Source organism: Aeromonas sp. ASNIH7 (assembly GCF_002903485.1).
GTDB lineage: Bacteria > Pseudomonadota > Gammaproteobacteria > Enterobacterales > Aeromonadaceae > Aeromonas > Aeromonas caviae.
Map to the genome: position 1 here is coordinate 3,220,776 of NZ_CP026226.1, position 23,993 is coordinate 3,244,768.

Genomic DNA, 23,993 nt, shown 5'->3' on the forward strand with positions numbered 1-23,993 from the left:
GAGTTTGCGGCCGATGGGTTGGCAGCCACCGTGGCTTGTTGCTTATCAGCCGAGTGTGCGGCTGATGGGTTGGCAACTGCCGTGGCTTGTTGCTTATCAGCCGAGTTTACGGCCGATGGGTTGGCAGCCACCGTGGCTTGTTGTTTATCAGCCGAGTGTGCGGCTGATGGGTTGGCAACTGCCGTGGCTTGTTGTTTATCAGCCGAGTTTGCGACCGGAGAGGCGGCACCACTCCTCTTTCACGGCGGTCGGGTCCATCTCGAACCACTGGCCATAGATGGTCTCCAGCTCTGGCGCCTGGCTTTCCAGCACGCCGGAGAGGGCCATCAGGCTGCCCGCCTTGCCGTGACCGGCGATCAGCGGCGCCAGCTCCCGCAGCGGGCCGGCCAGGATGTTGGCGACCACCACGTCCGCTTCGAGGTCTTGCGGTTGATCCGCCGGCAGGTAGAGTTCAATCTGGTCGGCTACGCCATTTCGCTCGGCGTTGTCACGGCTGGCCTGGATGGCCTGAGGATCGATGTCGATGCCGATGACCCGGGCGGCCCCCAGTTTCAGGGCGGCGATGCCGAGGATGCCGGAGCCGCAACCAAAGTCGACCACGGTTTTGCCGGCCAGATCCAGCCCGTCCAGCCACTGCAGGCAGAGCGCCGTGGTGGGGTGGGTACCGGTGCCGAAGGCCAGGCCCGGGTCCAGCATGACGTTGACCGCATCGGGGTTCGGCACGTCGCGCCAGCTCGGACAGATCCAGAGCCGCTCGCCGAACTGCATGGGGTGGAAGTGATCCATCCACTCGCGCACCCAGTCCTTGTCTTCCAGCTGTTCGACCTTGTAGCCCACGTCTTCACCGAAGATCTGCTGGAAGAAGGTGATGGTGGGAGCCGGATCGGTTTCGGCATCGAACAGTCCCATTACTTCGGTCTCGCCCCAGAGCGGGGTTTCACCGGGCATGGGCTCATAGACGGGCACATCCTTGGCATCCATAAAGGTCACCGCCTGGGCCCCACGCCCCAGCAGCATGTTGCTCACCTTGTCTGCGGTCTTGGCAGTGGCGTTGATTCGAATTTGTATCCAGGGCATGGCGTCGGCTCTTCATAAATGTGAAACCGCGGGATTCTATCATCATGGACCCGTGCTGTCGTGGTTTGACCATGGCCTCATGGGGAAGGGAGGTAACTCTGCCAAGTTGGCACGGTTAATGTATTCCTTCATGGGTGACGGGAAGCAACTTGTTCCCGCTGAATGCTTTGCTCTATGAAGTTCCGTCATCTTTTTTCAGCCACCTTCGGGTGGCTTTTTTTATGCCGGTGCGCTGAAAAATGGTTAATTGGGAGGGAAAAGCAGAGATTGGCACGCTATCTGCAAAGTTACAGATGTCCTGCATAAGGATATGTGTGTGATTGTTACCCCAACGTTCAGGTTTTTAGGGCCATCCCGACGGGATGGCCTCTTTTTTATGGTTTTTTCGGGGGAGATGCCCCGTCAGGGACAAAGATCACCTGCGGGGCTGTGCACTCTTGGGGCTTGTCACTGGTGATTTCACCCCATGATGGTGCATTTATTTACCTACAAGGGAATAGGCTGGACGGTAAGGCCCGCTTGGGCGGCGCCTCAGCGATGGAAACCGCTCATGTCGATCACCAGCTTGCCCACCATGCGACCCGCTTCCAGCTCGGCATGAGCCCGGGCCAGGGTGAGGGGCGTCAGTTCGGGCACCACCTTGCTGAGGGTGGTCTTGAGCACCCCTTCATCGATCAGGGCCGCGACCCGGCCGAGCAGGTTGTGCTGCTCTATCATGTCCGGGGTCTGGAACAGGGAGCGGGTAAACATGAACTCCTGGCTGAAGGTGACGCTCTTTGGTTTGAGCAGACCCAGATCCCAGGGTTCACTGGACTCGGCGATGGTGCAGATGTGACCAAACGGACGGATGAGGCTGGCCATGGTGTTCCAGTGCTGCTCGGTGGCGTTGGTGCAGAAGATGGCATCCACCTCGCTGATGCCGAGTGCCTTGAGCTCCGCCTGCAGATGGTGATGGCTCACCACCTGGTGGGCTCCCATGTCCAGGCACCATTCCCGGGTTTCTGGGCGCGACGCGGTGGCGATCACCTCCATGCCGGTGAGCTGGCGGGCGAGCTGGATGGCGATGGAACCGACCCCGCCGGCGCCCCCGATGATCAGCAGTCGCCCGGTGCTTTCTCGGGTAAGGCTCATGCGCTCGAACAGGGTTTCCCAGGCGGTGATGGCGGTGAGCGGCAGGGCGGCGGCTTCCAGATCGGTCAGGGTGACTGGGGCGATGGCGGCAATGCGCTCATCCACCAGTTGCAGGGCGCTGTTGCTGCCCGGGCGGCTGATGTCGCCGGCATACCAGACCCTGTCACCGGCCTTGAACAGGGTGACGTCGCTACCGACGGCGATCACCTCGCCCACGGCGTCCCAGCCCAACACGCGGGGGCTGCTTTCGACCTTGTCCTTGGGGGCGCGTACCTTGGTGTCGACCGGATTGATGGAGGTGGCGTTGACCCGTACCAGCAGATCCCGCGGGCCCGGTGTCGGATCGGGCAGATCGCTCTCGATGAAGCAGTGGGGGTGGTTGCTTGGCAGATAGTGAGTCAGGGCGATGGCTTTCATGGCTTTTCCTTTCAAATAGCAGTGTTCGGGATTGCCACTTACTCTAGTCTGGATGATTATCAAGATTAAGATGGGTAATTGGTAAAGACTGTTTGAATATATGAACAATGTCGAACTGGAGTTGATGGGGCTGTTCGCCACCGTGGTGGAGCAGGGGAGCTTCACCGGGGCGGCCGAGGTGCTCGGCATGCCCAAGTCCTCGGTGAGCCAGAAGATCTCGCGCCTCGAATCCCGGCTCGGGGTGAGGTTGCTGCAACGCACCACCCGCAGGCTCAGCCTGACACCCCAGGGGGAGGTCTATGTGGCCCATTGTCAGGAGCTGCTGGCACTGGCGCGCAGCGCCAATCTGGCGATGGCGCGGTTGCGCGCGGCTCCTGGAGGGCGGGTGCGGATCACTGCTCCCGAAGCCACGGGAACCTTGCTGCTTGGCCGGATACTGGCCGAATTTCGCGCCCTCTACCCCGAGGTGGTGCTGGAGCTGACCCTTTGCGATGAACAGCTGGATCTGGTGGGGGAAGGTTACGATCTGGCGCTGCGGGCGGCGCCGCTGAAAGATTCCAGCCTCATCTGCCGGCGCATCGGCCAGGTGGCGCGCCATCTGGTGGCATCTCCCGGTTACCTGGCGGCCAACGGGACGCCGCTCCAGCTCTCGGAGCTGGCCGGACACGCCTGCCTGGTACATGGCTCCTTGCCGGTGTGGCCATTGCAGGAGGGGGGCTGGCGCCCTCGCGGGGCCTGCCAGAGCAACAGCCTGTTGGCGCTGCGGGAGCTGGCACTCCATGACGGGGGGATTGCCCTGCTGCCGGCCCATGTCTGCGGCGACGATCTGGCGGCGGGGCGACTGCTCAAGGTGCTGCCGGATCTCCTGGTCCCGGTGAACCCCTTCTATCTCATCTACCCGAGCCGGGAACACCTGGCCCCCGCCCTTCGCAGCCTGATGGACTTCGTGGCCGAACGTCTTCCCTTCGCCTGATCACTGGTGCTGGCCAAGGGGAGCCTGAGCCGGTTCGAGACCGAGCGGGACCGACTGGCGTTCCGCCAGCATGCGGATCTGCCCTTCGATGAGGCCGGCATGGGGGCCGAGCACCAGCACCAGCTGATGTTCGTTGAGCACGACCCAGGAGAGGCAGCCCAGTCTGGCCAGGCAGGATTGATCCACCAGGGCCATGTCGCGAACCCGCAGGCTGAGGCGGGTCAGGCAGACGCTCATGGCCTGCAGGTTGTCCATGCCCCCCAGCATCTTGAGGTACTGGATAGCCAGCATCTGGGGATCGGTGGGGGCCACGGTCGCGAGCCGGGAGAGATCCTCGGCGATGGGCTTGCCCGGCAGACTGAGGGGAGCGTGTTCCAGCAGCCGGGAGAAGAGCAGGGCATAGACGACGAAGAAGAGGATACCCAGGGGGATGAGCCAGAAGCTGTGCAGACCGGCGTGGTAGCTCAGCACCAGATCCAGCAATCCGGCAGAAAAGTAGCTGCCCACCTGGATGTCGAGCCCGCTGCAGATGGCCAGCGACAGACCGGTCAGCAGGGCATGGGCCAGAAACAGCCAGGGAGCGGTGAAGGCAAACAGGAACTCGATGGGCTCCGTGATGCCCACCAGTGCCGAGGTGAGCGCCAGGGTGAGCAGCAGCCCTCCCTGGGGCAGTTGCTGCATCCGCTGGCGATGGATCCAGATGGCAAAACAGGCACCGGGCAGGCCGAACATGATGACCGGATAGAGCCCGGCCACATAGCCTTCATGCAGTGGCTGGGCGGTCGAGAGGGCTTGCAGGTTGCTCTCCCCGAGCCCGATGAGGCTGCCCAGCACCTGGTGCAGGCCGAGGGGGATCAGCAGCCGGTTCAGCACGCCGTAGCAGAAGGCGCCAAATGGCGTGGTGAGCAGATCGGAGGCGAGCAGGGTGAGCCCCTGTTCCAGCAGCGGCCAGAGGATGGAGAGGGGAAGCACCAGCAGCAGGCAGGCCAGCGCCGAGAGCAACATGCCCGGCAGATCTTCCTGCAGGGGGCGCAACCAGCCCGGCAGCCGCAGAGCACGGGCCCGGGAGCAGACCATGGCGGTGACGAGCCCGGCCAGCAGGCCGCAGATCATGTCCGCATGCAGCCCGGGCACCAGGGTGCCCAGCGCCGAGCTCAGCAGCAGGAAGTTGACCGCACCGGCGAGCGCCTGAGCTCCTTGCCCCTGGCGACTCAACCCGAAGGCGATGGCCACCGCATAGATGAGCGGCATCTGGCTGAACAGGGCGCGACCGGCGAGGGAGAGCACGGCGAGATCCAGCACGTCCGGCTGGCCGAGCCGGTGGAGTAGGGCGGCCAGGGGCAGGATGGAGACGGGCAGCAACAGGGCATAGCCGAGGCGCTGCAAGGACTGGGTCAGGATCTTTCTGGCGTTCTGGACTGGCATGGGGGCACGGTATTTGTGACGTGGCGCACATTTTACCCGTGAGCCCCCATTTGGGAATAGGCGAGCCTTCCTTTATTGATCCTTTTCTTAATTTTGATCAAACAATCGACGGACACGCTGATCCGGGGCAGGAGTGAGCAGGCTGACAAGAACAAAGGCCGCCAGGCCAAGGGCCAGGCTCGGGACGATGGCGTGCAGGCCGGTCACCTTGATCCCCCACTGGCTCAAGGTGCCGTAACAGAGGATGCCGCAGACCATGCTGGCCAGGGCTCCCGGGCCGTTGGCCCTGGACCAGTAGAGGCCGAGCACCAGGGGCCAGAGGAAGACCGCCTGCAGGCCGCCGAAGGCGAGCAGGTTGAGCCAGATGATCATCTCGGGGGGCTGGAGCGCCGCCAGCAGCACCAGGGTACCCAGGATCAGGGTGCAGAGCAGGGAGAGGCGCGGCACCCGGACCTCCAGCTTCTCCTGCCTGGGGTTGAGGTAATTGAGGTAGAGATCTTTCACCAGGGTGGCGGAGGCCTGGATCAGCTGGGAGTCGATGGTGGACATGATGGCCGCCATGGGGGCGGCCAGGAAGACCCCGGCCAGCCAGGGGGGGAGCACCTCCATCATCAGGGAGGGCATGATCTTGTCCGGGCTGTCCATGCCGGGCAGGATGGCGCGGCCCAGTGCCCCGGCCAGGTGCATGCCGAACATCAGCAGGGCGCAGACGATGGTGCCGATGAGGATGCCCCGGTGCAGCGCCTTGCTGTCCCGGTAGCCAAAGCAGCGCAGCGCCGAGTGGGGCAAGCCCACCACCCCGATGCAGACCAGCACCCAGAAGCTCAGCATGAAGGGCTGGGTCAGCATGTCGCCAGCCCCCTGGGGGCTCACCAGCTTGGGATCTATCTCCTTGAGCTGGTGGACAAGATTCGGCAACCCGTCACCGGCGATGAGGATGCCCGCCAGCAGGGCGCCAGTGCCGATGAGCATGACGATGCCCTGCAGGGCATCCGTCATCACCACGGCGCGAAAGCCGCCGATCACCGTGTAGAGCAGCACGCAACTGGCAAACAGGAAGAGCCCCTGCTGATAGCTGAGGCCGGTCGCCGTTTCCAGGAGGCGGGCGCCGCCGATGAACTGCACCACCATGGTGGCGATGAAGGCGAGGATGATGGTGACTGAACCCAGCACGACCACCGCCCTGCTCTGGTAGCGGGCCCAGAGCATGTCGTTGATGGTCACCGCGTTGACCCGGCGGGCGATGATGGCGAACTTCTTGCCAAGCACCCCCAGGGTGAGCCAGACGGTGGGCAGCTGGATCATCGCCAGTAGCACCCAGCCGAGGCCGACCTTGTAGGCGGCTCCCGGCCCGCCGATGAAGGACGATGCAGAGGTATAAGTGGCCACCAGGGTCATGGCGAGCACCAGCCCCCCCATGCTGCGGTTGCCGATGAAATACTCCTGCATGAAGTTGCCGCCGGTCCGGTGGCGACTGGCCCAGAAACCGACCCCCAGTACCAGCACAAGATAGATGCAGAGCGGCAGCATCAGCTCAAGATTCATGGGGTGGTACCTCGCTATCCAGGGGAATATCGACGAACAGGCGATCCACCATGAGGGCGCAGAGGCCGATGAACAGCAGCGGCATCAGGATGCAACTAAGCAGGAACCAGAGAGGCAGGTCCCACAGCTCGAGATCCTCGGGGATGAAATAAGCCGAGCCATACCAGGCGACAAAGTAGAGCAGGGTCAGCAGCAGGCAGAAGGCTGCTTCCCGACGGGCGAGTACGAAACGGTTCACTGTGGCCTCCGACGAGTGAGCGGGGCGCAAGAATAACAAAAAAGGGCCATGTCGCCATGGCCCTTTTTTACGTTGGCGATCCGGGTGGATCGCGCAATTTCCCGATGAAAGGGGTCTTTGCAGACCCGACTTCTTGTGCAGGTGGTGGCTGTTCTGTGCTGCCACCGTGCTCAATGGGTCGGGTCTCAAGCCATTACAGACCCGGCTTCTTGTGCAGGTAGTGGCTGCTCATGCTGCCACCGTGCTCAATGGGTCGGGCCTCAAGCCATTACAGACCCAACTTCTTGTGCAGGTAGTGGATGTTGGTGCCACCGTGCTGGAAGTTTTCGTCCTTCATGATCTCTTTTTGCAGGGCGATGTTGGTCTTGATCCCTTCCACCACCAGCTCGTCGAGGGAGTGACGCATGCGGGCGATGGCCACGTCACGGTTCTCCCCGTAGCAGATCAGCTTGCCGATCATGGAGTCGTAGTAGGGGGGGACCTTGTAACCCGCATAGATGTGGGATTCCCAGCGCACGCCCAGGCCGCCCGGCGCGTGGAAGCGCTGGATGAGACCGGGAGAGGGCAGGAAGGTGGCCGGATCTTCGGCATTGATCCGGCACTCGATGGCGTGGCCACGGATGCGGATGTCCTGCTGGGTGATCGACAGGGGCTGACCGGCGGCAATGCGCAGCTGCTCCTTGATGAGGTCGACGCCGGTGACCATCTCGGTGACCGGATGCTCCACCTGGATACGGGTGTTCATCTCGATGAAATAGAACTCGCCGTTCTCGTACAGGAACTCGAAGGTACCCGCACCGCGGTAGCCGATCTCGAGACAGGCGCGCACGCAGCGCTCACCGATGAACTTGCGCATCTCGTCGGTGATGCCGGGGGCCGGCGCCTCTTCCACGACCTTCTGGTGACGGCGCTGCATGGAGCAGTCCCGCTCACCCAGATAGAGGGCGGTACCCTGACCGTCAGCCAGCACCTGGATCTCGATGTGGCGCGGATTCTCCAGGTACTTCTCCATGTAGACCATGTCGTTCTTGAAGAACTGGCCCGCTTCGGATTTGGTCAGCGCGATGGCGGAGGCCAGTTCGGCCTCGTTGCGCACCACGCGCATGCCGCGACCACCACCGCCACCGGCGGCCTTGATGATCACCGGATACCCGATCCGCTTGGCGATGGCGGCGTTGCGCTTGGCATCGTTGTCCACCGGGCCGTCGGAGCCGGGTACGCAGGGCACGCCCGCCTTCTTCATCGCCTCGATGGCGGAGACCTTGTCACCCATCAGGCGAATGGTCTCGGCGCGCGGGCCGATGAAGATGAAGCCGGATTTCTCGACCACTTCGGCGAAGTCGGCATTCTCGGAGAGGAAGCCGTAGCCCGGGTGGATGGCGACGGCACCGGTCACCTCGGCGGCGGCGATGATGGCCGGCACATTGAGGTAGGACTCACCGCTGGCAGGTTTGCCGATGCAGATGGTTTCGTCCGCCAGGAGCACATGCTTGAGCTCCCGATCGGCAGTGGAGTGAACGGCCACTGTCTTGATCCCGAGCTCTTTGCAGGCGCGCAGGATCCGCAGGGCAATTTCACCGCGGTTGGCGATGACAACTTTGTCCAACATGGGTGGCATTTTCCCTTATTCGATGATGAACAGCGGCTCGTCAAACTCGACGGCCTGACCATTTTCAACCAGGATCGCTTTGATCACGCCGGCCTTGTCAGACTCGATTTGGTTCATCATTTTCATGGCTTCGACGATGCACAGGGTGTCGCCGACATTGACGTGCTGACCGACTTCCACGAACGGCTTGGCTTCCGGGCTGGAGGAGCGGTAGAAGGAGCCCACCATGGGGGAGCGCATCAGATGACCGCTCGGGGCGGCATCGGCAGCAGGTGCAGCGGCTGCTGCCGGAGCAGCGGCAACCGGTGCGGCAACCTGAGCCGCGGCCTGGGGCATGATCATCTGCGGGGCAACGCTAACCTGGCCGGAGAAATTACGGCTGATGCGAACGGACTCTTCCCCTTCGGAGATTTCCAGCTCGGCGATGCCGGACTCTTCAACCAGTTCAATCAGCTTCTTGATTTTGCGGATATCCATTAGCATTCTCTTTCTTCTTTATCTGATCAGTGATTATCAAGCCGCGCGCAACTGATGCACGGCCGCGGTTAAAGCGAATTGGTAACCATCGGCACCCAACCCGCAGATCACCCCCTTGGCGATATCAGACAGATAGGAGTGATGACGGAAGGGCTCCCTGGCATGAACGTTTGACAGGTGAACCTCGATAAAGGGGATGGCCACACCCAGCAGGGCATCGCGCAGGGCAACGCTGGTATGGGTGAAGGCGGCGGGATTGATGATGATGAAATCCACCTGGCCCATGGCCTGATGGATGCGGCCGATCAGCTCGTGCTCGGCATTGGATTGCAGATGTTCCAGGGTGACACCGAGTTCGCTGGCGCTGCGCTGCAGATCGGCGACGATCTCATCGAGCGTCTTGCTGCCGTAGATTCCCGGTTCCCGCTTGCCCAGCAGATTCAGATTGGGGCCGTTAAGCAGGAGGATTCGGTGATGTTGCGACATATTGAGTACATCCTCGATGATTATGCTGCTATCTATCAGCTATCTTTGGACTACCAAAAATCTAGCCAATTTTTGCACAAATCGGTGTGCCCTGACACACAGATTTCGCAATTATATTGATTTCGTGAAAATTAGCAGCATTTTACTGGTCTAATCTCTACATCTGGCTATTTATTGGCCTGGTTTGCCCGCAACCCCTGCCTGCCACCGAACTCTGCCCTGTCCGGATCCCGAAGACAACAAAGCCGGCACGTGGCCGGCTCTGTTGACGTGGGGAAGAGACTCAGGCCGCTTCCGACTTCTCGCGGATCAGCTTGTCCACGACCCCCGGATCCGCCAGGGTGGAGATATCCCCCAGGCTGTCGGTTTCGCCGGTGGCGATCTTGCGCAATATGCGCCGCATGATCTTGCCGGAACGGGTCTTGGGCAGCCCCTCGGCCCAGTGGATCACGTCCGGGGTCGCGATGGCGCCAATCTCCTTGCGCACCCACTCCTTCACTTCCTTGTGCAGCTCGCGGCTCGGCTCTTCCCCGGCGATCAGGGTGACATAGGCGTAGATACCCTGTCCCTTGATCTCGTGGGGAACGCCCACCACCGCCGCTTCGGCGATCTTCGGATGGGCCACCAGAGCGGACTCGATTTCGGCGGTGCCCATGCGGTGGCCGGAGACGTTGAGTACATCATCCACCCGGCCGGTGATCCAGTAGTAGCCGTCCTCGTCGCGACGGGCACCGTCGCCGGTGAAGTAGCGACCCGGAAAGGTGGAGAAGTAGGTCTGCTCGAAGCGCTCGTGATCGCCGAACACGGTACGCATCTGGCCGGGCCAGGAGTCGGTGATCACCAGGTTGCCCTCGGTGGCGCCTTCCAGCGGCTCACCCAGGTTGTCCACCAGAGCAGGCTGTACTCCGAAGAAGGGACGGGTGGCCGAGCCGGGCTTGAGCGTGGTGACGCCGGGCAGCGGAGTGATGAGGATGCCGCCGGTTTCGGTCTGCCACCAGGTGTCGACGATGGGGCAGCGCTCGTCGCCGATGGTGCGGTAGTACCACTCCCAGGCTTCCGGGTTGATGGGTTCACCCACCGACCCCATTATGCGCAGGCTGGTGCGGGAAGTGCCTTCGACAGCCTCCTTGCCCTTGGCCATCAGTGCGCGAATGGCGGTGGGGGCGGTATAGAGGATGGTGACCTGGTGTTTGTCCACCACCTGACTCATGCGGTTGGTGGCCGGGTAATTGGGCACCCCTTCGAACATGACGGTGGTGGCGCCGTTGGCCAGTGGCCCGTAGACCAGATAGGAGTGACCGGTGACCCAGCCCACGTCGGCGGTACACCAGTAGATGTCCTCTTCGTGGTAGTCGAACACGTATTTGAAGGTGAGGGCGGCATAGACCAGATAGCCGCCCGTGGTGTGCAGCACACCCTTGGGTTTGCCGGTGGAGCCGGAGGTGTAGAGCACGAACAGGGGATCTTCGGCGCCCATGGCTTCGGGCGGACAATCCGGGCTGGCGGCGTTGACCGCATCATGCCACCAGATGTCTCTGTGCTCGTGCCAGGCCACGTTGCCACCGGTGCGCTTGAGGACGATCACCTTGCTGACCTTGGTATCCGGGTGGGTAAGGGCCTCATCCACGTTCTTCTTGAGGGGGATGGGGCGACCGCCTCGCAGCCCCTCATCGGCGGTGATGACGACGGAGGCGCCGGAGTCGATGATGCGGCCCGAGAGCGCCTCCGGCGAGAAGCCGCCGAAGACGATGCTGTGCACGGCCCCGATGCGGGTACAGGCCAGCATGGCGATGGCCGCCTCCGGCACCATGGGCATATAAAGGCAGACCATGTGGCCACGCTTGACCCCCTGGGCTTTGAGCACGTTGGCAAACTTGCATACTTCGGCGTGCAGTTCGCGATAGGTGATCTTGCGATCTTCGGCCGGGTTGTCCCCTTCCCAGATGATGGCGACCTTGTCGCCGCGCTCGCTCAGATGGCGATCCAGGCAGTTGGCCGAGACGTTGAGCAGGCCATCCTCATACCACTTGATGGAGACGTGGCCCGGATCGTAGGAGGTGTTCTTGACGCGGGTGTAGGGGGTCATCCAGTCGAGGATCTTGCCCTGCTCCCCCCAGAAGGCGTCCGGATCCTGCACCGATGCCTGATACATGGCTTCATAACCTTCCTTGTCCAGCAGGGCGCCGTTGCCGATGTGGGCCTTGACCGGGTAGACCTTGCTCTCGCTCATCTCTCACTCCTGTGAATACATTTTCTTAATGATTGAGTAACAACTTATACCTTTGGTTCCCGAGGGCAATTAGACTTTTGGATAGCGACGAAGATAGCGGGCGGGAAGCCATGATGATGAAGCAGAAGGGAGCCATGGGCTCCCTTCTTTGCTTGCGTGGTGGCGCGGCCAAGGCTCAATGGCGGAGGGGGAGCAGGGGAGGCAGGCTGGGTTCTGGCAGGGGATGGCTGAACAGGTTGCCCTGTCCCTCTTCGCAACGCAGGGATTGCAGGAACTTGCGCTGGGGCTGGGTTTCTATCCCTTCCGCCGTGACGGCCATGCCGAGGGAGCTGGCCAGCTGGACTATGGTACGGCACAGCTCGCGGCTGTGCTTGTCGTCGGGCAACGCCTGGACGAAGGCCCTGTCTATCTTGATGCGATCGATGGGCAGGCTCCTGAGCAGGCTCAGGGAGGAGAAACCGGTGCCGAAGTCGTCGATGGCGATCTGTACCCCCAGCGCCTTGAGGCGGGTGAAGAGCCGCAGACTGTGATCCACGCTCTGGATGATGCTCTCGGTCACCTCGATCTCCAGCCGTTCGGCAGGAAAACCGGTCTCGGCCAGAATGGCTGTCACCCGCTCCACGTAGTCGTGGGAGCGCATCTCCCTGACCGACACATTGACCGAGAGCCGGGGCACGGCGAGCCCTTCTGCCAGCCACTGCTGACCTTGCCGGCAGGCGGTGCGCATCACCCATTCGCCCAATGGTTCGATGAGACCGCACTCCTCTGCCACCGGAATGAAACGGTCCGGGGATATCATGCCAAGGCTGGGATGCTGCCAGCGGATCAGGGCCTCCAGGCCGCTGAGATGACCATCCGCCAGATCCGTCATGGGTTGGTAGAGCAGGCGAAACTCTTGCTGCTCAATGGCCTTGAGCAGTCCCTGCTCCAGCAGCATCCGCTCCCTGGTCTGTGCCGTCATGTCGGGGGAGTGGAACAGATAGCCGTTGCGGCCACGGCGCTTGGCTTCATGCATGGCGTTGTCCGCCGCGCTGATAAGGCTGTCCGGGGTCTGGCCATGCTCCGGATAGAGGGAGACGCCGATGCTGGCGGAGAGCCTCACCCGCTCCTGGCCGATGTCGGCGGGATCGTGCAGCCTGCGTTGCAACCCCTCGATGAGACCCAGCAGATCCTGGGTGTCTCTGATGGCGGGCAGCAACACCAGAAATTCGTCTGCCCCCAGCCGGATGGCGATGTCTCCGGGGCGCAGGCAGTGGCGAATGCGGTCTGCCGACAGCTTGAGCAGCAGATCGCCGGCACTGTGCCCCAGGTTGTCGTTGATGAGCTTGAAGCCGTCGAGATCGATGAACAGCAGCGCCAGGACGTGGTGGTTCACCCTGGCCGTCTCTATCTCCAGGGTGAGGCGCTCTTGCAGCAGATGGCGATTGCCGAGATCGGTGAGGGGATCGTAATAGGAGAGGTGCTGCAAGCGGGCTTCGGCCTGATAGAGACGCAGTGCATGAAGGTGGGTCATCTCCTGCAGGCCGGGTGACACGGGCGCGTCGAGGTGGGGGCCTGTCTGTGCGGACTCCCTCATCACGAGGACGATGCCGCTGAAGGTGCCGTCCTCATCCAGCACGGAGCTGACGCTCACTTGCCAGCGTGCGGGGGAGGCCGCGCGGGAGAGACCGACCATTTCCACCTCAAATGTGCATCGGGGGGGACCTTGCCGCAGTTGCTGAAACAGCGGGAGCAGCTGGGGAGTCTGGGCAGGGACAATGTCGAACAGCATCTTGCCCGGGTGCTCTGCCCGTGCGAGGCCGGTCAGTTCGGCAAAGCGTCCGTTGACGTCGCGACACCTGAATTCGTGATCGAAGACCCCAATCCCGACGGGCGCCTGGGCGAACAGCTGTTGCAACTCGTGGGGAGAGAGCGGGCCTGACAAATGCCGTGTCGGAACCGATTCGGGTAGCACTTTTTCCATGGAGGCTCCTGAATTGATTGCTTTGTCATTTGGACGACTGTGTCAGTATGGCAGGAAGTGTCAGGAGAGAAAGAAAGTGTGAGAAGGGTGTGAAATCAACGAGATGTCAGCCTTTCTGGCGGCCAAACGCCTGGATCCCGCGAACAAATACCAGCCAGCCCACCAGATGAAACGGCAACGCCATGGCGTAGAGCACCAGCCAGTGGCTCTCGGTGCCGCTGCTGTTGATGAAATCTGTCCAGGCGGCGAGCAGGGCCAGCATGCCCGCTATCTGGAAGCGGCGACGCAGCACCACTTCCACCCCGAGATTGGCGAGGTAGAGGGTCAGCAGGATGCCGGCAAAGCCGGTGAGCTGGGCGGTGCTGTAGAGCGCGCGGTCCGGGTTGAACAGCAGCGTCACGAGGGGAGTGAGACCCTGATCCAGCGGGATCAGGGCCAGCAGCCAGCATGCGATAAGAAGCAGGGCTGTCTTCATGCCGGGCTCAGTCGGCGGACGGTGCCGGTTTGACCAGGGAGAGGTAGTTGGCGTCCATCTTGAGGAACACCCCCAGCAGGCGGGCACTGGCACCGTAGAAGCCAAACGTGTCGGCGGCCCGGCAGGCCTGCTCGAAGCGCTCGAACCAGCCCAGCAGGTGGCCGTGCAGCAGGGACTCCTGCTCGCCAAGCCACGCCTCGCGCTGGTCGGCGGTGGTCGACTCGGCGGCGCGGATGATGAGGCTGCCCATCAGATCCAGCTCGATGGCCAGATGATCGGCAGGCTCATTGTATTTGTCGCTGACGTTGATGCCGAGGCGATCGAGGCGTGCCTGCATCTCGGTCATGGGGGCCTGCATCAGCTGCTTGCCTTCGCCCCGGTAGAGGGATTCGTAGGGCAGGGCACCCTGCTCGGGAGCGCTCAGGAACAGGCCGGCGAAGTCGGCGGCCAGGGCCGTCTGGCGCTCGGGGCGCACCAGCAATCGGGCGATGGCGTCGTTGAGCTCAGCCACGGCTTCGCGCATGGGATCGAGAGTGGAGAGGCTCTTCAAGAAGCTGCGCACGTCATAGGTGTCGTATTCAGCGATCTGTGCATCACTGAGTTCGGCAGCAAACAGGGTGGAAAACCACCAGTAAAGCTCGGCCCGGCGTTCGCTGGTCGCCATGAATTCCTGCATTTTTCCTCCGTGGATGACAATCGGGAGCCTTGATGGCCCCCGATTCTAACGACTTTAAAAATAAAGGAAACTCATGGGGCCTTTTGGCCGGATAGCGCCAGGCGAGGGGGTCGCATTCGCGGGATCACCGTGGGCGACGAGGAGGCCGACCTACTCCTCGACGCGATAGAGCACCTGCTTGCAACGGGGGCAGATGTGCTGGCGGCGGTAATCCATCTGGTGCACCAGGCCGACCTCCCGCTGCTGATGATGACCGCAATGGATGCAGAAAATGAGATCCCCGTCGGCGGCGCCGGGATGGGCCGCCAGGTACTGCTCCCGTGTGGGAAGTGTCTCCCAGTTGGCGGTGCAGGCACCCTTGCGGCTGGCGGTGTAGTAGACCCAGTAGAAGAGAGCGAAGACCGCGACAATCACGAACAGCATCAGATGATCCATCATGGCGTTTCCCCTTGTGTTCCGGGATGGCAGGGAGCGACACCCGCTCGTGCAGATGTCCCATGGCCTAAAGATGTTATCTGTTAGTAAATGCTATATCCATGATCTGGCTCTGGTTTTCATCGCCTTGCCCGGGAAGCGGGGACGATGGCTGGAGCCGGATTGCTGGTGTGGGGAGGCCGGGGGATGAGCGAAGCCAGGGGGCGGGATTCGAAATTTGCGACGTATTTTACATTTTATAAACAATTTTTTGGGTGGTTGGACTGTCTCTTTGATCCAGCTCACGTTACAATGCGCGGGCCCACTTCACCTATCGCGCAAACGATTTTCAGGAGATAAACGGATGTTGAAACGTGACATGACCATCGCCGGCTATGATCCAGAGCTGTGGCAGGCCATCACAGACGAGACCCGTCGTCAGGAAGAGCACATCGAGCTGATTGCGTCCGAGAACTACACCAGCCCCCGCGTCATGGAAGCCCAGGGCTCCCAGTTGACCAACAAGTACGCCGAAGGCTACCCGGCCAAGCGTTACTACGGCGGTTGCGAGTATGTGGATGTGGTTGAAACCCTGGCCATCGAGCGCGCCAAAGAGCTGTTCGGTGCCACCTACGCCAACGTGCAGCCGCACTCCGGCTCTCAGGCCAACAGCGCCGTCTACATGGCCCTGCTGCAACCGGGCGACACCGTGCTCGGCATGAACCTGGCCCACGGCGGTCACCTGACCCACGGCTCCCCCGTCAACTTCTCCGGCAAGCTGTACAACATCATCCCCTACGGCATCGACGAGTCCGGCAAGATCGACTACGACGAGATGGAGCGCCTGGCCGTTGAGCACAAGCCGAAGATGATGATCGGCGGCTTCTCCGCCTACTCCGGCATCGTCGACTGGGCCCGCATGCGCGAAATCGCCGACAAGATCGGTGCTTACCTGTTCGTGGACATGGCCCACGTGGCCGGTCTGATTGCCGCCGGCGTCTACCCGAACCCGGTGCCCCACGCTCACGTGGTCACCTCCACCACCCACAAGACCCTGGCCGGTCCGCGCGGTGGTCTGATCCTCTCCGCCGCCGACGACGAAGATCTGTACAAGAAGCTGAACTCCGCCGTCTTCCCGGGTGGTCAGGGCGGCCCGCTGATGCACGTCATCGCCGGCAAGGCCGTGGCCTTCAAGGAAGCGCTGGAGCCCGAGTTCAAGACCTACCAGGCCCAGGTCGTGAAGAACGCCAAGGCCATGGCGGCGACCTTTATCGAGCGCGGCTACAAGATCGTCTCCGGCGGTACCGACAACCATCTGATGCTGGTTGACCTGATCGGTCGCGAGCTGACCGGCAAAGATGCTGACGCAGCCCTCGGCAAAGCCAACATCACCGTCAACAAGAACTCCGTACCGAACGACCCGCGTTCCCCGTTCGTGACCTCCGGCGTGCGTATCGGCACCCCGGCCATTACCCGCCGCGGCTTCAAGGAAGCCGAGTCCATTCAGTTGGCCAACTGGATCTGCGACGTGCTGGACAGCCACGACAATGAAGAAGTGCTGGCGACTGTGCGCGAGAAGGTGCTGGACATCTGCCGCCGCTTCCCGGTCTACGCATAATCAGCCTGACCTTCAGGTTGAAGACCAATGCCACCCTCGGGTGGCATTGTTTTTTGCAGCGTCTGGCAAGATGAGACAGAGGTGATCATGTGCGATGACATGGAAGAGGACGTGCTGGAGGCGTCACTGCGGCAGACGGTTCGCGCCCTGTACCACTTTCGCGCCAGCGAACAGGGACTGCTGGCCTGGGATGTGCGCCGCTTGATCCGGCTGAGCCGCAACCTGCCGGTGCAGGCGGTGGCACTCGGCGAGATTGCCGAGCTTGACCGCGACCACTGGTACGGCCATGGCGACGCCACGCCCACGGTGCGCAGCGTGGTGGCGCATTGCCAGCTCATGATGGCGGCGGATCTCGCCTATCCCATCCTGCTGGACAGCGCCGGTCGGGTGATGGATGGCATGCACCGGGTGGGCAAGGCGCTGATGCTGGGTCACAGCCATGTGGCTGCTCGCCGGTTCGCGGCGGATCCTGCCCCCGATTACCAGGATTGCGACCCCGAGGCGTTGCCCTATGACGACTGAGTCCTGCCCGAAGGTCTGGCTGGTTGTCCCTTGTTTTCATGGGCTTTTACCGGTTCTGGATGGCCGTGTTACACTGGCCGGCCTAGCGCCAGCCCCCGGGGCCCGCGCCCATTTTCATCCACGCCGGAGGTCAGATGCATTGCCCTTTCTGTAGTGCCGTTGATACCAAGGTGATCGATTCCCGTCTGGTGGCCGAGGGCCATCAGGTGCGCCGCCGTCGCGAATGCCTGCTCTGTCACGAGCGTTTTACCACCTTCGAAATGGCCGAACTGGTCATGCCCCGCGTCATCAAGTCCAACGGCTCCCGCGAGCCCTTCAACGAAGACAAACTGCGGGCCGGCATTCTGCGGGCGCTGGAGAAGCGGCCGGTGAGCATGGAGGCCATCGAGAAGGCGGTCAACCACATCAAGTCCCGCCTGCGGGCCACCGGTGAGCGGGAGGTGGCCTCCCAATTGGTGGGCAATCTGGTGATGGATGAGCTCAAGAGCCTGGACAAGGTGGCCTACATCCGCTTTGCCTCCGTCTACCGCAGCTTTGAAGACATTCGCGAATTCGGGGAAGAGATCGCCAAGCTGGAGAAGTAACGCCGGCCTGCGGCTCCCTATGTGAATAAGAGAGGGCCTGCCGTTGCGGCAGCGCCAGTTGTCACACCAGTGAGACATCTAGATAGCGCATCGTTGCACTGGTGAAAAAGTATGAGGGCGTGCGGCCGCATCCTGCGATGTGTGTGCCCGTCGCCATGGCGTCAGATGCCATGGCCGATCTGCCCGAGAAGGCGTGCGGCAAGCGCGTACACCCTATTTTCTTGTCCCATCGGATGGCCGTGCCACCGGGGACAGGTTGCTGGACACAGGAGCCCGGATGTTTAGTCAAGACGATTACCAATGGATGAGCCGGGCCCTCGAACTGGCCCGGCGCGGCCGTTACACCACGGCCCCCAACCCCTGCGTCGGCGCCGTGCTGGTGAAGGCCGGCGTGGTGGTGGGGGAGGGCTGGCACAAGCGGGCCGGTGAGCCCCATGCCGAGGTCTATGCTCTGCACGCGGCAGGGGAAGAGGCCCGCGGTGCCACCGCCTATGTGACCCTGGAGCCCTGCTCCCATCATGGTCGCACGCCGCCCTGCGCCGAGGCGCTCATCAAGGCCGGGGTGACCCGGGTGGTCGCCGCCATGGTGGATCCCAATCCCCAGGTGGGCGGGCGTGGCCTGCGGATGCTCTCTGAGGCGGGGATCAAGACCGATTTCGGCCTGCTGGCCGCAGAAGCCGAGGCCCTCAATCCCGGTTTCTTCAAGCGGATGCGCACCGCGTTTCCGCTGGTGACGGTCAAGCTGGGGGCGAGCCTGGATGGTCGCACCGCCATGGCGAGTGGCGAGAGCCAGTGGATCACCTCTGCGGAGGCGCGCCGGGACGTGCAGCGGCTGCGGGCCCGTCACGATGCGGTCCTCTCCAGCGCCGAGACCGTGCTGGCAGATGGCGCCTCCCTCACCGTGCGCTGGGACGAGCTGCCCCCCTCGGTCAAGGCGGTCTATCCCAAAGAGACCCTGCGCCAGCCACTGCGGGTCATCGTGGATTCGCAAAACCGGCTCACCCCGGATCTGCCCCTGTTCCAGAGCGAGAGCCCGGTATTGCTGGCCCGCCACAAGGCATCCGGTGAGTGGCCCGCCTGGGTGCAGCAGCTGGAGGTGCCGCTGCTGGATGGCAAGCTGGATCTGGTCAGCCTCTTCATGCTGCTGGCCAAACAGAACGTCAACTCGGTACTGGTGGAGGCGGGGCCGCGGCTGTGCGGCGCCCTGCTGGAGAAGGGGCTGGTGGACGAGCTGGTGCTCTATCAGGCGCCCAAACTGATGGGGGATGAGGGGCGCGGCCTGTTCCATCTGCCGGGGCTGACCCGGCTGTTCCAGGCTCCCAAACTCAACCTCAAGGATGTGCGCATGCTTGGCCAGGATATTCGCATCACTGCGAAAATAGCCTGATTTTTCAATGTTCACGGGGGCATCCATCGCCCCCGTCATCAGCAAGGTGATCTGCATGTTTACCGGAATTATCGAAGCGGTGGGAACCCTGGCCGAGCTGCGTCGCCAGGGGGAGGACATGGCCCTCACCGTGCACGCGCCGACCCTGGGCTTCAGTGACGTCAAGCTGGGCGACTCCATCGCCACCAACGGCGTCTGTCTCACCGTGGTGGCGCTTGGGGATCACAGCTACACCGCCGACGTCTCCCTGGAAACCCTCTCCCGCACCGGTTTTTCTGCCGCCAAGGTGGGGGATCCGGTCAACCTCGAGAAGGCGTTGATGCCCACCTCCCGCCTCGGCGGCCACCTGGTCTCCGGCCACGTGGACGGTATCGGCGAGGTGAAGAGCAAATCGTCCAGCGGCCGCGCCATCGAATACTGGATCAAGGCGCCGGGGGAACTCTCCCGCTACATCGCCGAGAAGGGGTCGATTGCGGTGGATGGCATCAGCCTCACCGTCAACGCCGTGCAGGGGGATCTGTTCCGGCTGACCATCGTGCCCCACACCGCCCAGGAGACCACCATCGCCCGCTGGAAACCCGGCTACCGGGTCAATCTCGAGGTGGACCAGATAGCCCGCTATCTGGAGCGGCTGATGACGGGCAAGCGCGAGCAGAGCAGTGCTTCTACCCTGACCCTGGAGAAGCTGGCCCAGTCCGGATTCTTGTGAGCCGTTTTGACGGGAAAACGCGGTTCTGTGATCCCGCGCGGATTGAAACGGGGCCGCGTGCCCCCATCTAGAGCACAATACGCAGTATCAAGTCGAGCCGACTGGCTCAATCCCCAAGCATGTTGATGGAGTAGCCCATGGCGCTGAGCACGACCCAGGAAATCATTGCCGATATCAAGGCTGGCAAGATGGTGATCCTGATGGATGACGAAGACAGGGAGAACGAAGGGGACCTGATCATGGCCGCCTCCTGTGTCCGCCCGGAAGACATCAACTTCATGGCGCGCTACGGTCGTGGCCTCATCTGCCTGACCCTGACCCGGGATCGCTGCAAGCAGCTGGCGCTGCCGCTGATGGTCGATCGCAACAATGCCCAGTTCTCCACCGCCTTCACCGTCTCCATCGAGGCGGCGGAAGGGGTGACCACCGGCATCTCCGCCGCCGACCGCGCCGTCACCGTGCAGGCCGCGGTGGCGCCCCATGCCAAGGCCGCCGATCTGGTGCAGCCCGGCCACATCTTCCCGCTGATGGCGCAGGATGGCGGTGTGCTGACCCGCGCCGGCCACACCGAAGCGGGCTGCGATCTGGCACGGCTGGCCGGCTTCGAGCCTGCCTCCGTCATCGTCGAGATCCTCAACGAAGACGGCACCATGGCCCGGCGCCCGGATCTCGAGATCTTCGCCGAGGAGCACGGCATCAAGCTCGGCACCATTGCCGACCTTATCGAATACCGCAACCAGCACGAGACCACGGTAGAGAAGGTGGCCGAGTGCAAGTTGCCCACCGAATACGGCGAGTTCGACCTCGTCACCTTCCGCGACACCATCGACAACCAGGTGCACTTCGCCCTGAAGAAAGGGGACGTGAAGGCCGACCAGCCGACCCTGGTACGGGTGCACCTGCACGACGTGCTGAGCGATCTGCTGCTCACCGACCGCCACAGCGCCCGCAGCTGGCCGCTGCCCAAATCCATGGCCCGCATCGCCGACGAGGGCGGGGTGCTGGTGATCCTGGGGGCGGAAGCCCATGGCGCCGAGCTGCTGGCCAGGGTCAAGGGTTTTGAAGCCGCCGACAAGGGGCTGGCACCGGAAGGGGCCAAGTGGCAGGGCACCTCGCGCCGGGTCGGCGTCGGCTCCCAGATCCTCAAGGCGCTGGGGGTCGGCAAGATGCGCTTGTTGAGCTCCCCCAAGAAGTACCATGCCCTCGGTGGCTTTGGTCTGGAAGTGGTGGAGTACGTCGGCGAGTAAGCGCTGCGTACGGTTGAATTCATCACCATGGCCGCCCGTTGCGGCCATGGTTTTTTGTCGCGGCTCTGTTGTGCTAGAATGCGTGCACTTTTGAGCCCGGCCCCTAATTGATTGCACAGAGACAGGATTTCCAATGAAGATTATCGAAGGAAATATCGCCGCTCCCGAGGCGCGTGTTGCTATTGTCGTTGCCCGTTTCAACAGCTTCATCAATGACAGCCTGGTGAACGGCGCGCTGGACGTGCTGAAGCGTCAAGGTCAGGTCCAGGAGAGCAATCTGACCCTGGTGCGCGTACCGGGGGCCGTCGAAATTCCCCTGGCGGCCAAGAAGCTGGCCAAGAGCGGTCAATACGACGCCATCGTCGCACTCGGCACCGTCATCCGCGGCGGTACCTACCACTTCGAACTGGTAGCGAGCGAGAACGGCAAGGGTCTGGCCCAGGTAATGATGGAATACGACATTCCCGTTGCCTTCGGCGTGCTGACCACCGAAAACATTGAACAAGCCATCGAACGCGCCGGTACCAAGGCGGGTAACAAGGGTGCAGAGGCTGCACTGAGCGCGCTCGAAATGATCAACGTCCTGAAACAACTGGACGTGTAACGAGGAGAAATGCATTGAAACCGTCCGAGCGCCGTAAGGCCCGCCATTGCGCCACCCAGGCCATCTACCAGTGGCAGATGACCCAGGCCAACGTGGGCGACATCGAAGAGCAGTTCAAGATCGATCAGGACACCAAGGGTGTGGACCTGAACTATTTCCGCGATCTGCTGTTCGGGGTAGCGGTCCACTGCAACGAGCTGGACAAGGTGTTCGCGCCTTTCCTCTCCCGTCCGCTGGAAGAAGTGGACATGGTGGACAAGGCGATCCTGCGTCTGGCGACCTACGAGCTGACCCGTCGTGAAGATGTGCCGCCGCGCGTGGTGATCAACGAAGCGATCGAGCTGGCCAAAGCCTTCGCCGCCGATGACAGCCACAAGTTTGTCAACGGCGTCCTGGACAAGGTGATCAAGACGCTGCCCAAGCGCTGATCCTGCTGTCCGTCAGCAATTAAGAGAGGAGCCAGCTTATTGCTGGCTTTTTACTGTATGGGTGAATTTGAGCTGATTGAGAAGTACTTCAAGGTCCCCCACGCCCGCAAGGACGTGGTGATGGGCCCTGGAGATGACTGTGCCCTGCTGACCCTGCCCCCCGACGCCCAGTTGGCGGTGAGCACGGACACCCTGGTGAGCGGCGTGCACTTCTTCCCCGACATGGATCCGGTGGATCTCGGCTACAAGGCGCTGGCGGTCAATCTCTCCGATCTGGCCGCCATGGGTGCCGAGCCGCGCTGGGTCTCCCTGGCCCTGACCCTGCCCGCCATCAACGAGCGCTGGGTCGCCGGTTTCGCCGAAGGGTTCCTCGAGCTCGCCGAGTACTACAACGTGGCGCTGGTGGGGGGAGACATGACCCGCGGGCCCCTCTCCATCACCGTCTCGGTGAAAGGATCTGTCCCGGCAGGTCGCGCCCTGATGCGCAGCGGCGCCAAGGCCGGTGACGGGGTCTACGTGACCGGTACCCTGGGAGATGCCGCCCTGGCGCTCTCCCACCTGCTGGGCAAGCGCACCCTCAACGAGAACCAGCTGGCGGCCGTGTTGCCGCGCCTCGACCATCCCCATCCCCGCATCCTGGCCGGTCAGGCCCTGCGCGGGCTGGCCAGCAGCGCCCTGGATCTCTCAGACGGCCTGGCGTCCGATCTCGGCCACATCCTCAAGGCGTCCGGTGTGCGGGCCCAGATCGATCTCAATCTGCTGCCCCTCTCCCCCGTGTTGCAGGATGCGGTGCCGGCCATGGATGCCTGGCAGCTGGCCCTGGCCGGGGGCGACGACTACGAGCTCTGCTTCACCGTGCCCCAGGAGCATCACGGCGCCCTGGACACGGCGCTGGCCAATTGTGGCGTGAAGTTCACCCGCATCGGTCGCATCCTGGCCGGGGAGCCTGGCATCGACTACCTGCAGGACGAACAATCCGTCGAACTGCACCTCAAGGGCTGGGATCACTTCGCATGATGTCTTTCAAGATAAAGCCCGAGCTGACGCGGCTGAACCTTAAAAACCCGCTCCACTTTCTGGCGGTGGGGTTTGGCTCCGGCCTCTCCCCCAAGGCGCCGGGCACCATGGGGACCCTGGCAGCCATCCCGCTCTATCTCTTGGTGAGCGGGCTGCCGACCTCCTGGTTCATCGCCCTGCTGGTGGTGGGTTTCGTGGCGGGCATCCGCATCTGCCAGAGCGCCACCGACGCCATCGGGATGCCGGATCACGGGGCTATCGTCTGGGACGAGGTCATCGGATTCGGGGTCACCATGATTGCGGCCCCGGCCGGCTGGGAGTGGGTGCTGGCGGGCTTCGTGCTGTTTCGCCTGTTCGACGTGCTCAAGCCCTGGCCCATCTCCTGGTTCGATCGCCGCATTCACGGCGGGCTTGGCATCATGCTGGACGATCTCATTGCCGGCCTGTTCGCCCTGGCCTGCATGCAACTGCTTGCCCACTGGTGAGGGGAGGTGGCTCCCGAACGCCCTCTCGCTGTTTTTCACTCCTCTCCTCTTGCAAAGAGGCCGGATATACCGCACACGCATGCCCTGAGGGGCCTGCGTTTTTTTGTATGCAATCCCTCCCGGCTTGCCGTGCCGGCGGGCCTGTGGCCCAGGTTGATCCTTCTGCATTGTCCCTATTTAGCTCTGCCTATTTTTCCTTACTCCGGATATGCTGCCGTCAAAAAATCATTTCACATAAATATTCACTACTCATTCG

The 23,993-nt window shown here is 62.6% G+C and carries 23 protein-coding genes and 2 pseudogenes; 11 read left to right on the forward strand and 14 right to left on the reverse strand.

Annotated features, from left to right (window positions below; all coding sequences use genetic code 11):
• Positions 1 to 198 precede the first annotated feature (198 nt).
• The gene (gene prmA / locus C2U47_RS15120) at positions 199 to 1,077 is read right to left on the reverse strand and encodes a 50S ribosomal protein L11 methyltransferase (protein WP_069784402.1); all 879 of its coding nucleotides are present in this window, start codon (positions 1,075 to 1,077) and stop codon (positions 199 to 201) included.
• A 531-nt stretch (positions 1,078 to 1,608) separates the two neighbouring features.
• The gene (locus C2U47_RS15125) at positions 1,609 to 2,625 is read right to left on the reverse strand and encodes a zinc-binding alcohol dehydrogenase family protein (RefSeq protein WP_069784403.1); all 1,017 of its coding nucleotides are present in this window, start codon (positions 2,623 to 2,625) and stop codon (positions 1,609 to 1,611) included.
• Positions 2,626 to 2,725: 100 nt separating this feature from the next.
• Here C2U47_RS15125 and C2U47_RS15130 point away from each other — a divergent pair, with 100 nt between their 5' ends.
• The gene (locus C2U47_RS15130) at positions 2,726 to 3,598 is read left to right on the forward strand and encodes a LysR family transcriptional regulator (RefSeq protein ID WP_042014452.1); all 873 of its coding nucleotides are present in this window, start codon (positions 2,726 to 2,728) and stop codon (positions 3,596 to 3,598) included.
• On the opposite strand, the gene C2U47_RS15135 is transcribed toward C2U47_RS15130, so the two are convergent.
• From C2U47_RS15135 to C2U47_RS15185, 12 genes and pseudogenes are all read right to left on the reverse strand, one after another.
• On the reverse strand, positions 3,599 to 5,023 hold the full coding sequence (locus C2U47_RS15135) for a PTS transporter subunit EIIC (RefSeq protein WP_069784404.1): 1,425 nt from the start codon (positions 5,021 to 5,023) through the stop codon (positions 3,599 to 3,601). It abuts the gene before it with no gap.
• 87 nt (positions 5,024 to 5,110) lie between these two features.
• Positions 5,111 to 6,568 (reverse strand): sodium/pantothenate symporter, encoded by a 1,458-nt coding sequence (panF, locus tag C2U47_RS15140; protein ID WP_069784405.1) that lies wholly within the window; start codon positions 6,566 to 6,568, stop codon positions 5,111 to 5,113.
• Positions 6,558 to 6,806, reverse strand: a complete 249-nt coding sequence (locus tag C2U47_RS15145; RefSeq protein ID WP_069784406.1) for a YhdT family protein — start codon at positions 6,804 to 6,806, stop codon at positions 6,558 to 6,560. The genes panF and C2U47_RS15145 overlap by 11 nt, the downstream gene beginning before the upstream one ends.
• A gap of 268 nt (positions 6,807 to 7,074) precedes the next feature.
• Positions 7,075 to 8,415: an acetyl-CoA carboxylase biotin carboxylase subunit gene (gene accC / locus C2U47_RS15150; protein ID WP_010675406.1), complete on the reverse strand. Its 1,341-nt coding sequence runs from the start codon at positions 8,413 to 8,415 to the stop codon at positions 7,075 to 7,077.
• Positions 8,416 to 8,430: 15 nt separating this feature from the next.
• Positions 8,431 to 8,892 (reverse strand): acetyl-CoA carboxylase biotin carboxyl carrier protein, encoded by a 462-nt coding sequence (gene accB / locus C2U47_RS15155; protein WP_010675405.1) that lies wholly within the window; start codon positions 8,890 to 8,892, stop codon positions 8,431 to 8,433.
• Between the two features lie 36 nt (positions 8,893 to 8,928).
• A complete protein-coding gene (aroQ, locus tag C2U47_RS15160) occupies positions 8,929 to 9,378 on the reverse strand; it encodes a type II 3-dehydroquinate dehydratase (RefSeq protein ID WP_010675404.1) in 450 nt (149 codons plus the stop codon).
• A gap of 283 nt (positions 9,379 to 9,661) precedes the next feature.
• Positions 9,662 to 11,608: an acetate--CoA ligase gene (acs, locus tag C2U47_RS15165; protein ID WP_010675403.1), complete on the reverse strand. Its 1,947-nt coding sequence runs from the start codon at positions 11,606 to 11,608 to the stop codon at positions 9,662 to 9,664.
• Between the two features lie 175 nt (positions 11,609 to 11,783).
• A pseudogene (locus C2U47_RS15170) lies at positions 11,784 to 13,091 on the reverse strand (putative bifunctional diguanylate cyclase/phosphodiesterase); the annotation flags it as partial.
• A 96-nt stretch (positions 13,092 to 13,187) separates the two neighbouring features.
• Positions 13,188 to 13,571: pseudogene (locus C2U47_RS23785) on the reverse strand (PAS domain-containing protein); the annotation flags it as partial.
• 106 nt (positions 13,572 to 13,677) lie between these two features.
• Positions 13,678 to 14,046 (reverse strand): hypothetical protein, encoded by a 369-nt coding sequence (locus C2U47_RS15175; RefSeq protein WP_010675401.1) that lies wholly within the window; start codon positions 14,044 to 14,046, stop codon positions 13,678 to 13,680.
• Positions 14,047 to 14,053: 7 nt separating this feature from the next.
• A complete protein-coding gene (gene torD / locus C2U47_RS15180; protein WP_010675400.1) occupies positions 14,054 to 14,722 on the reverse strand; it encodes a molecular chaperone TorD in 669 nt (222 codons plus the stop codon).
• Between the two features lie 150 nt (positions 14,723 to 14,872).
• Positions 14,873 to 15,160, reverse strand: coding sequence for a hypothetical protein (locus C2U47_RS15185; protein ID WP_010675399.1), 288 nt, complete (start codon positions 15,158 to 15,160; stop codon positions 14,873 to 14,875).
• A gap of 340 nt (positions 15,161 to 15,500) precedes the next feature.
• On the opposite strand from C2U47_RS15185, the gene glyA reads away from it, so the two are divergent.
• The 10 genes from glyA to C2U47_RS15240 all read left to right on the forward strand — a co-directional run bounded on the left by glyA (position 15,501) and on the right by C2U47_RS15240 (position 23,737).
• Positions 15,501 to 16,754: a serine hydroxymethyltransferase gene (glyA, locus tag C2U47_RS15195; RefSeq protein ID WP_010675397.1), complete on the forward strand. Its 1,254-nt coding sequence runs from the start codon at positions 15,501 to 15,503 to the stop codon at positions 16,752 to 16,754.
• A gap of 87 nt (positions 16,755 to 16,841) precedes the next feature.
• On the forward strand, positions 16,842 to 17,276 hold the full coding sequence (locus C2U47_RS15200) for a hypothetical protein (RefSeq protein ID WP_010675396.1): 435 nt from the start codon (positions 16,842 to 16,844) through the stop codon (positions 17,274 to 17,276).
• A 134-nt stretch (positions 17,277 to 17,410) separates the two neighbouring features.
• Positions 17,411 to 17,860 carry a transcriptional regulator NrdR gene (gene nrdR / locus C2U47_RS15205; RefSeq protein WP_010675395.1) on the forward strand — a complete coding sequence of 150 codons (450 nt, stop codon included), beginning with the start codon at positions 17,411 to 17,413 and terminating at the stop codon, positions 17,858 to 17,860.
• 277 nt (positions 17,861 to 18,137) lie between these two features.
• On the forward strand, positions 18,138 to 19,247 hold the full coding sequence (ribD, locus tag C2U47_RS15210; RefSeq protein WP_010675394.1) for a bifunctional diaminohydroxyphosphoribosylaminopyrimidine deaminase/5-amino-6-(5-phosphoribosylamino)uracil reductase RibD: 1,110 nt from the start codon (positions 18,138 to 18,140) through the stop codon (positions 19,245 to 19,247).
• A gap of 55 nt (positions 19,248 to 19,302) precedes the next feature.
• Positions 19,303 to 19,956 carry a riboflavin synthase gene (locus C2U47_RS15215; protein WP_010675393.1) on the forward strand — a complete coding sequence of 218 codons (654 nt, stop codon included), beginning with the start codon at positions 19,303 to 19,305 and terminating at the stop codon, positions 19,954 to 19,956.
• A 137-nt stretch (positions 19,957 to 20,093) separates the two neighbouring features.
• The gene (gene ribBA / locus C2U47_RS15220) at positions 20,094 to 21,203 is read left to right on the forward strand and encodes a bifunctional 3,4-dihydroxy-2-butanone-4-phosphate synthase/GTP cyclohydrolase II (RefSeq protein ID WP_010675392.1); all 1,110 of its coding nucleotides are present in this window, start codon (positions 20,094 to 20,096) and stop codon (positions 21,201 to 21,203) included.
• Between the two features lie 133 nt (positions 21,204 to 21,336).
• A complete protein-coding gene (gene ribH / locus C2U47_RS15225; protein WP_010675391.1) occupies positions 21,337 to 21,807 on the forward strand; it encodes a 6,7-dimethyl-8-ribityllumazine synthase in 471 nt (156 codons plus the stop codon).
• Positions 21,808 to 21,821: 14 nt separating this feature from the next.
• Positions 21,822 to 22,235 carry a transcription antitermination factor NusB gene (gene nusB / locus C2U47_RS15230; protein WP_010675390.1) on the forward strand — a complete coding sequence of 138 codons (414 nt, stop codon included), beginning with the start codon at positions 21,822 to 21,824 and terminating at the stop codon, positions 22,233 to 22,235.
• Positions 22,236 to 22,292: 57 nt separating this feature from the next.
• The gene (thiL, locus tag C2U47_RS15235; RefSeq protein ID WP_029314772.1) at positions 22,293 to 23,252 is read left to right on the forward strand and encodes a thiamine-phosphate kinase; all 960 of its coding nucleotides are present in this window, start codon (positions 22,293 to 22,295) and stop codon (positions 23,250 to 23,252) included.
• Positions 23,249 to 23,737 (forward strand): phosphatidylglycerophosphatase A family protein, encoded by a 489-nt coding sequence (locus C2U47_RS15240; protein ID WP_010675388.1) that lies wholly within the window; start codon positions 23,249 to 23,251, stop codon positions 23,735 to 23,737. The genes thiL and C2U47_RS15240 overlap by 4 nt, the downstream gene beginning before the upstream one ends.
• Positions 23,738 to 23,993: the final 256 nt, after the last annotated feature.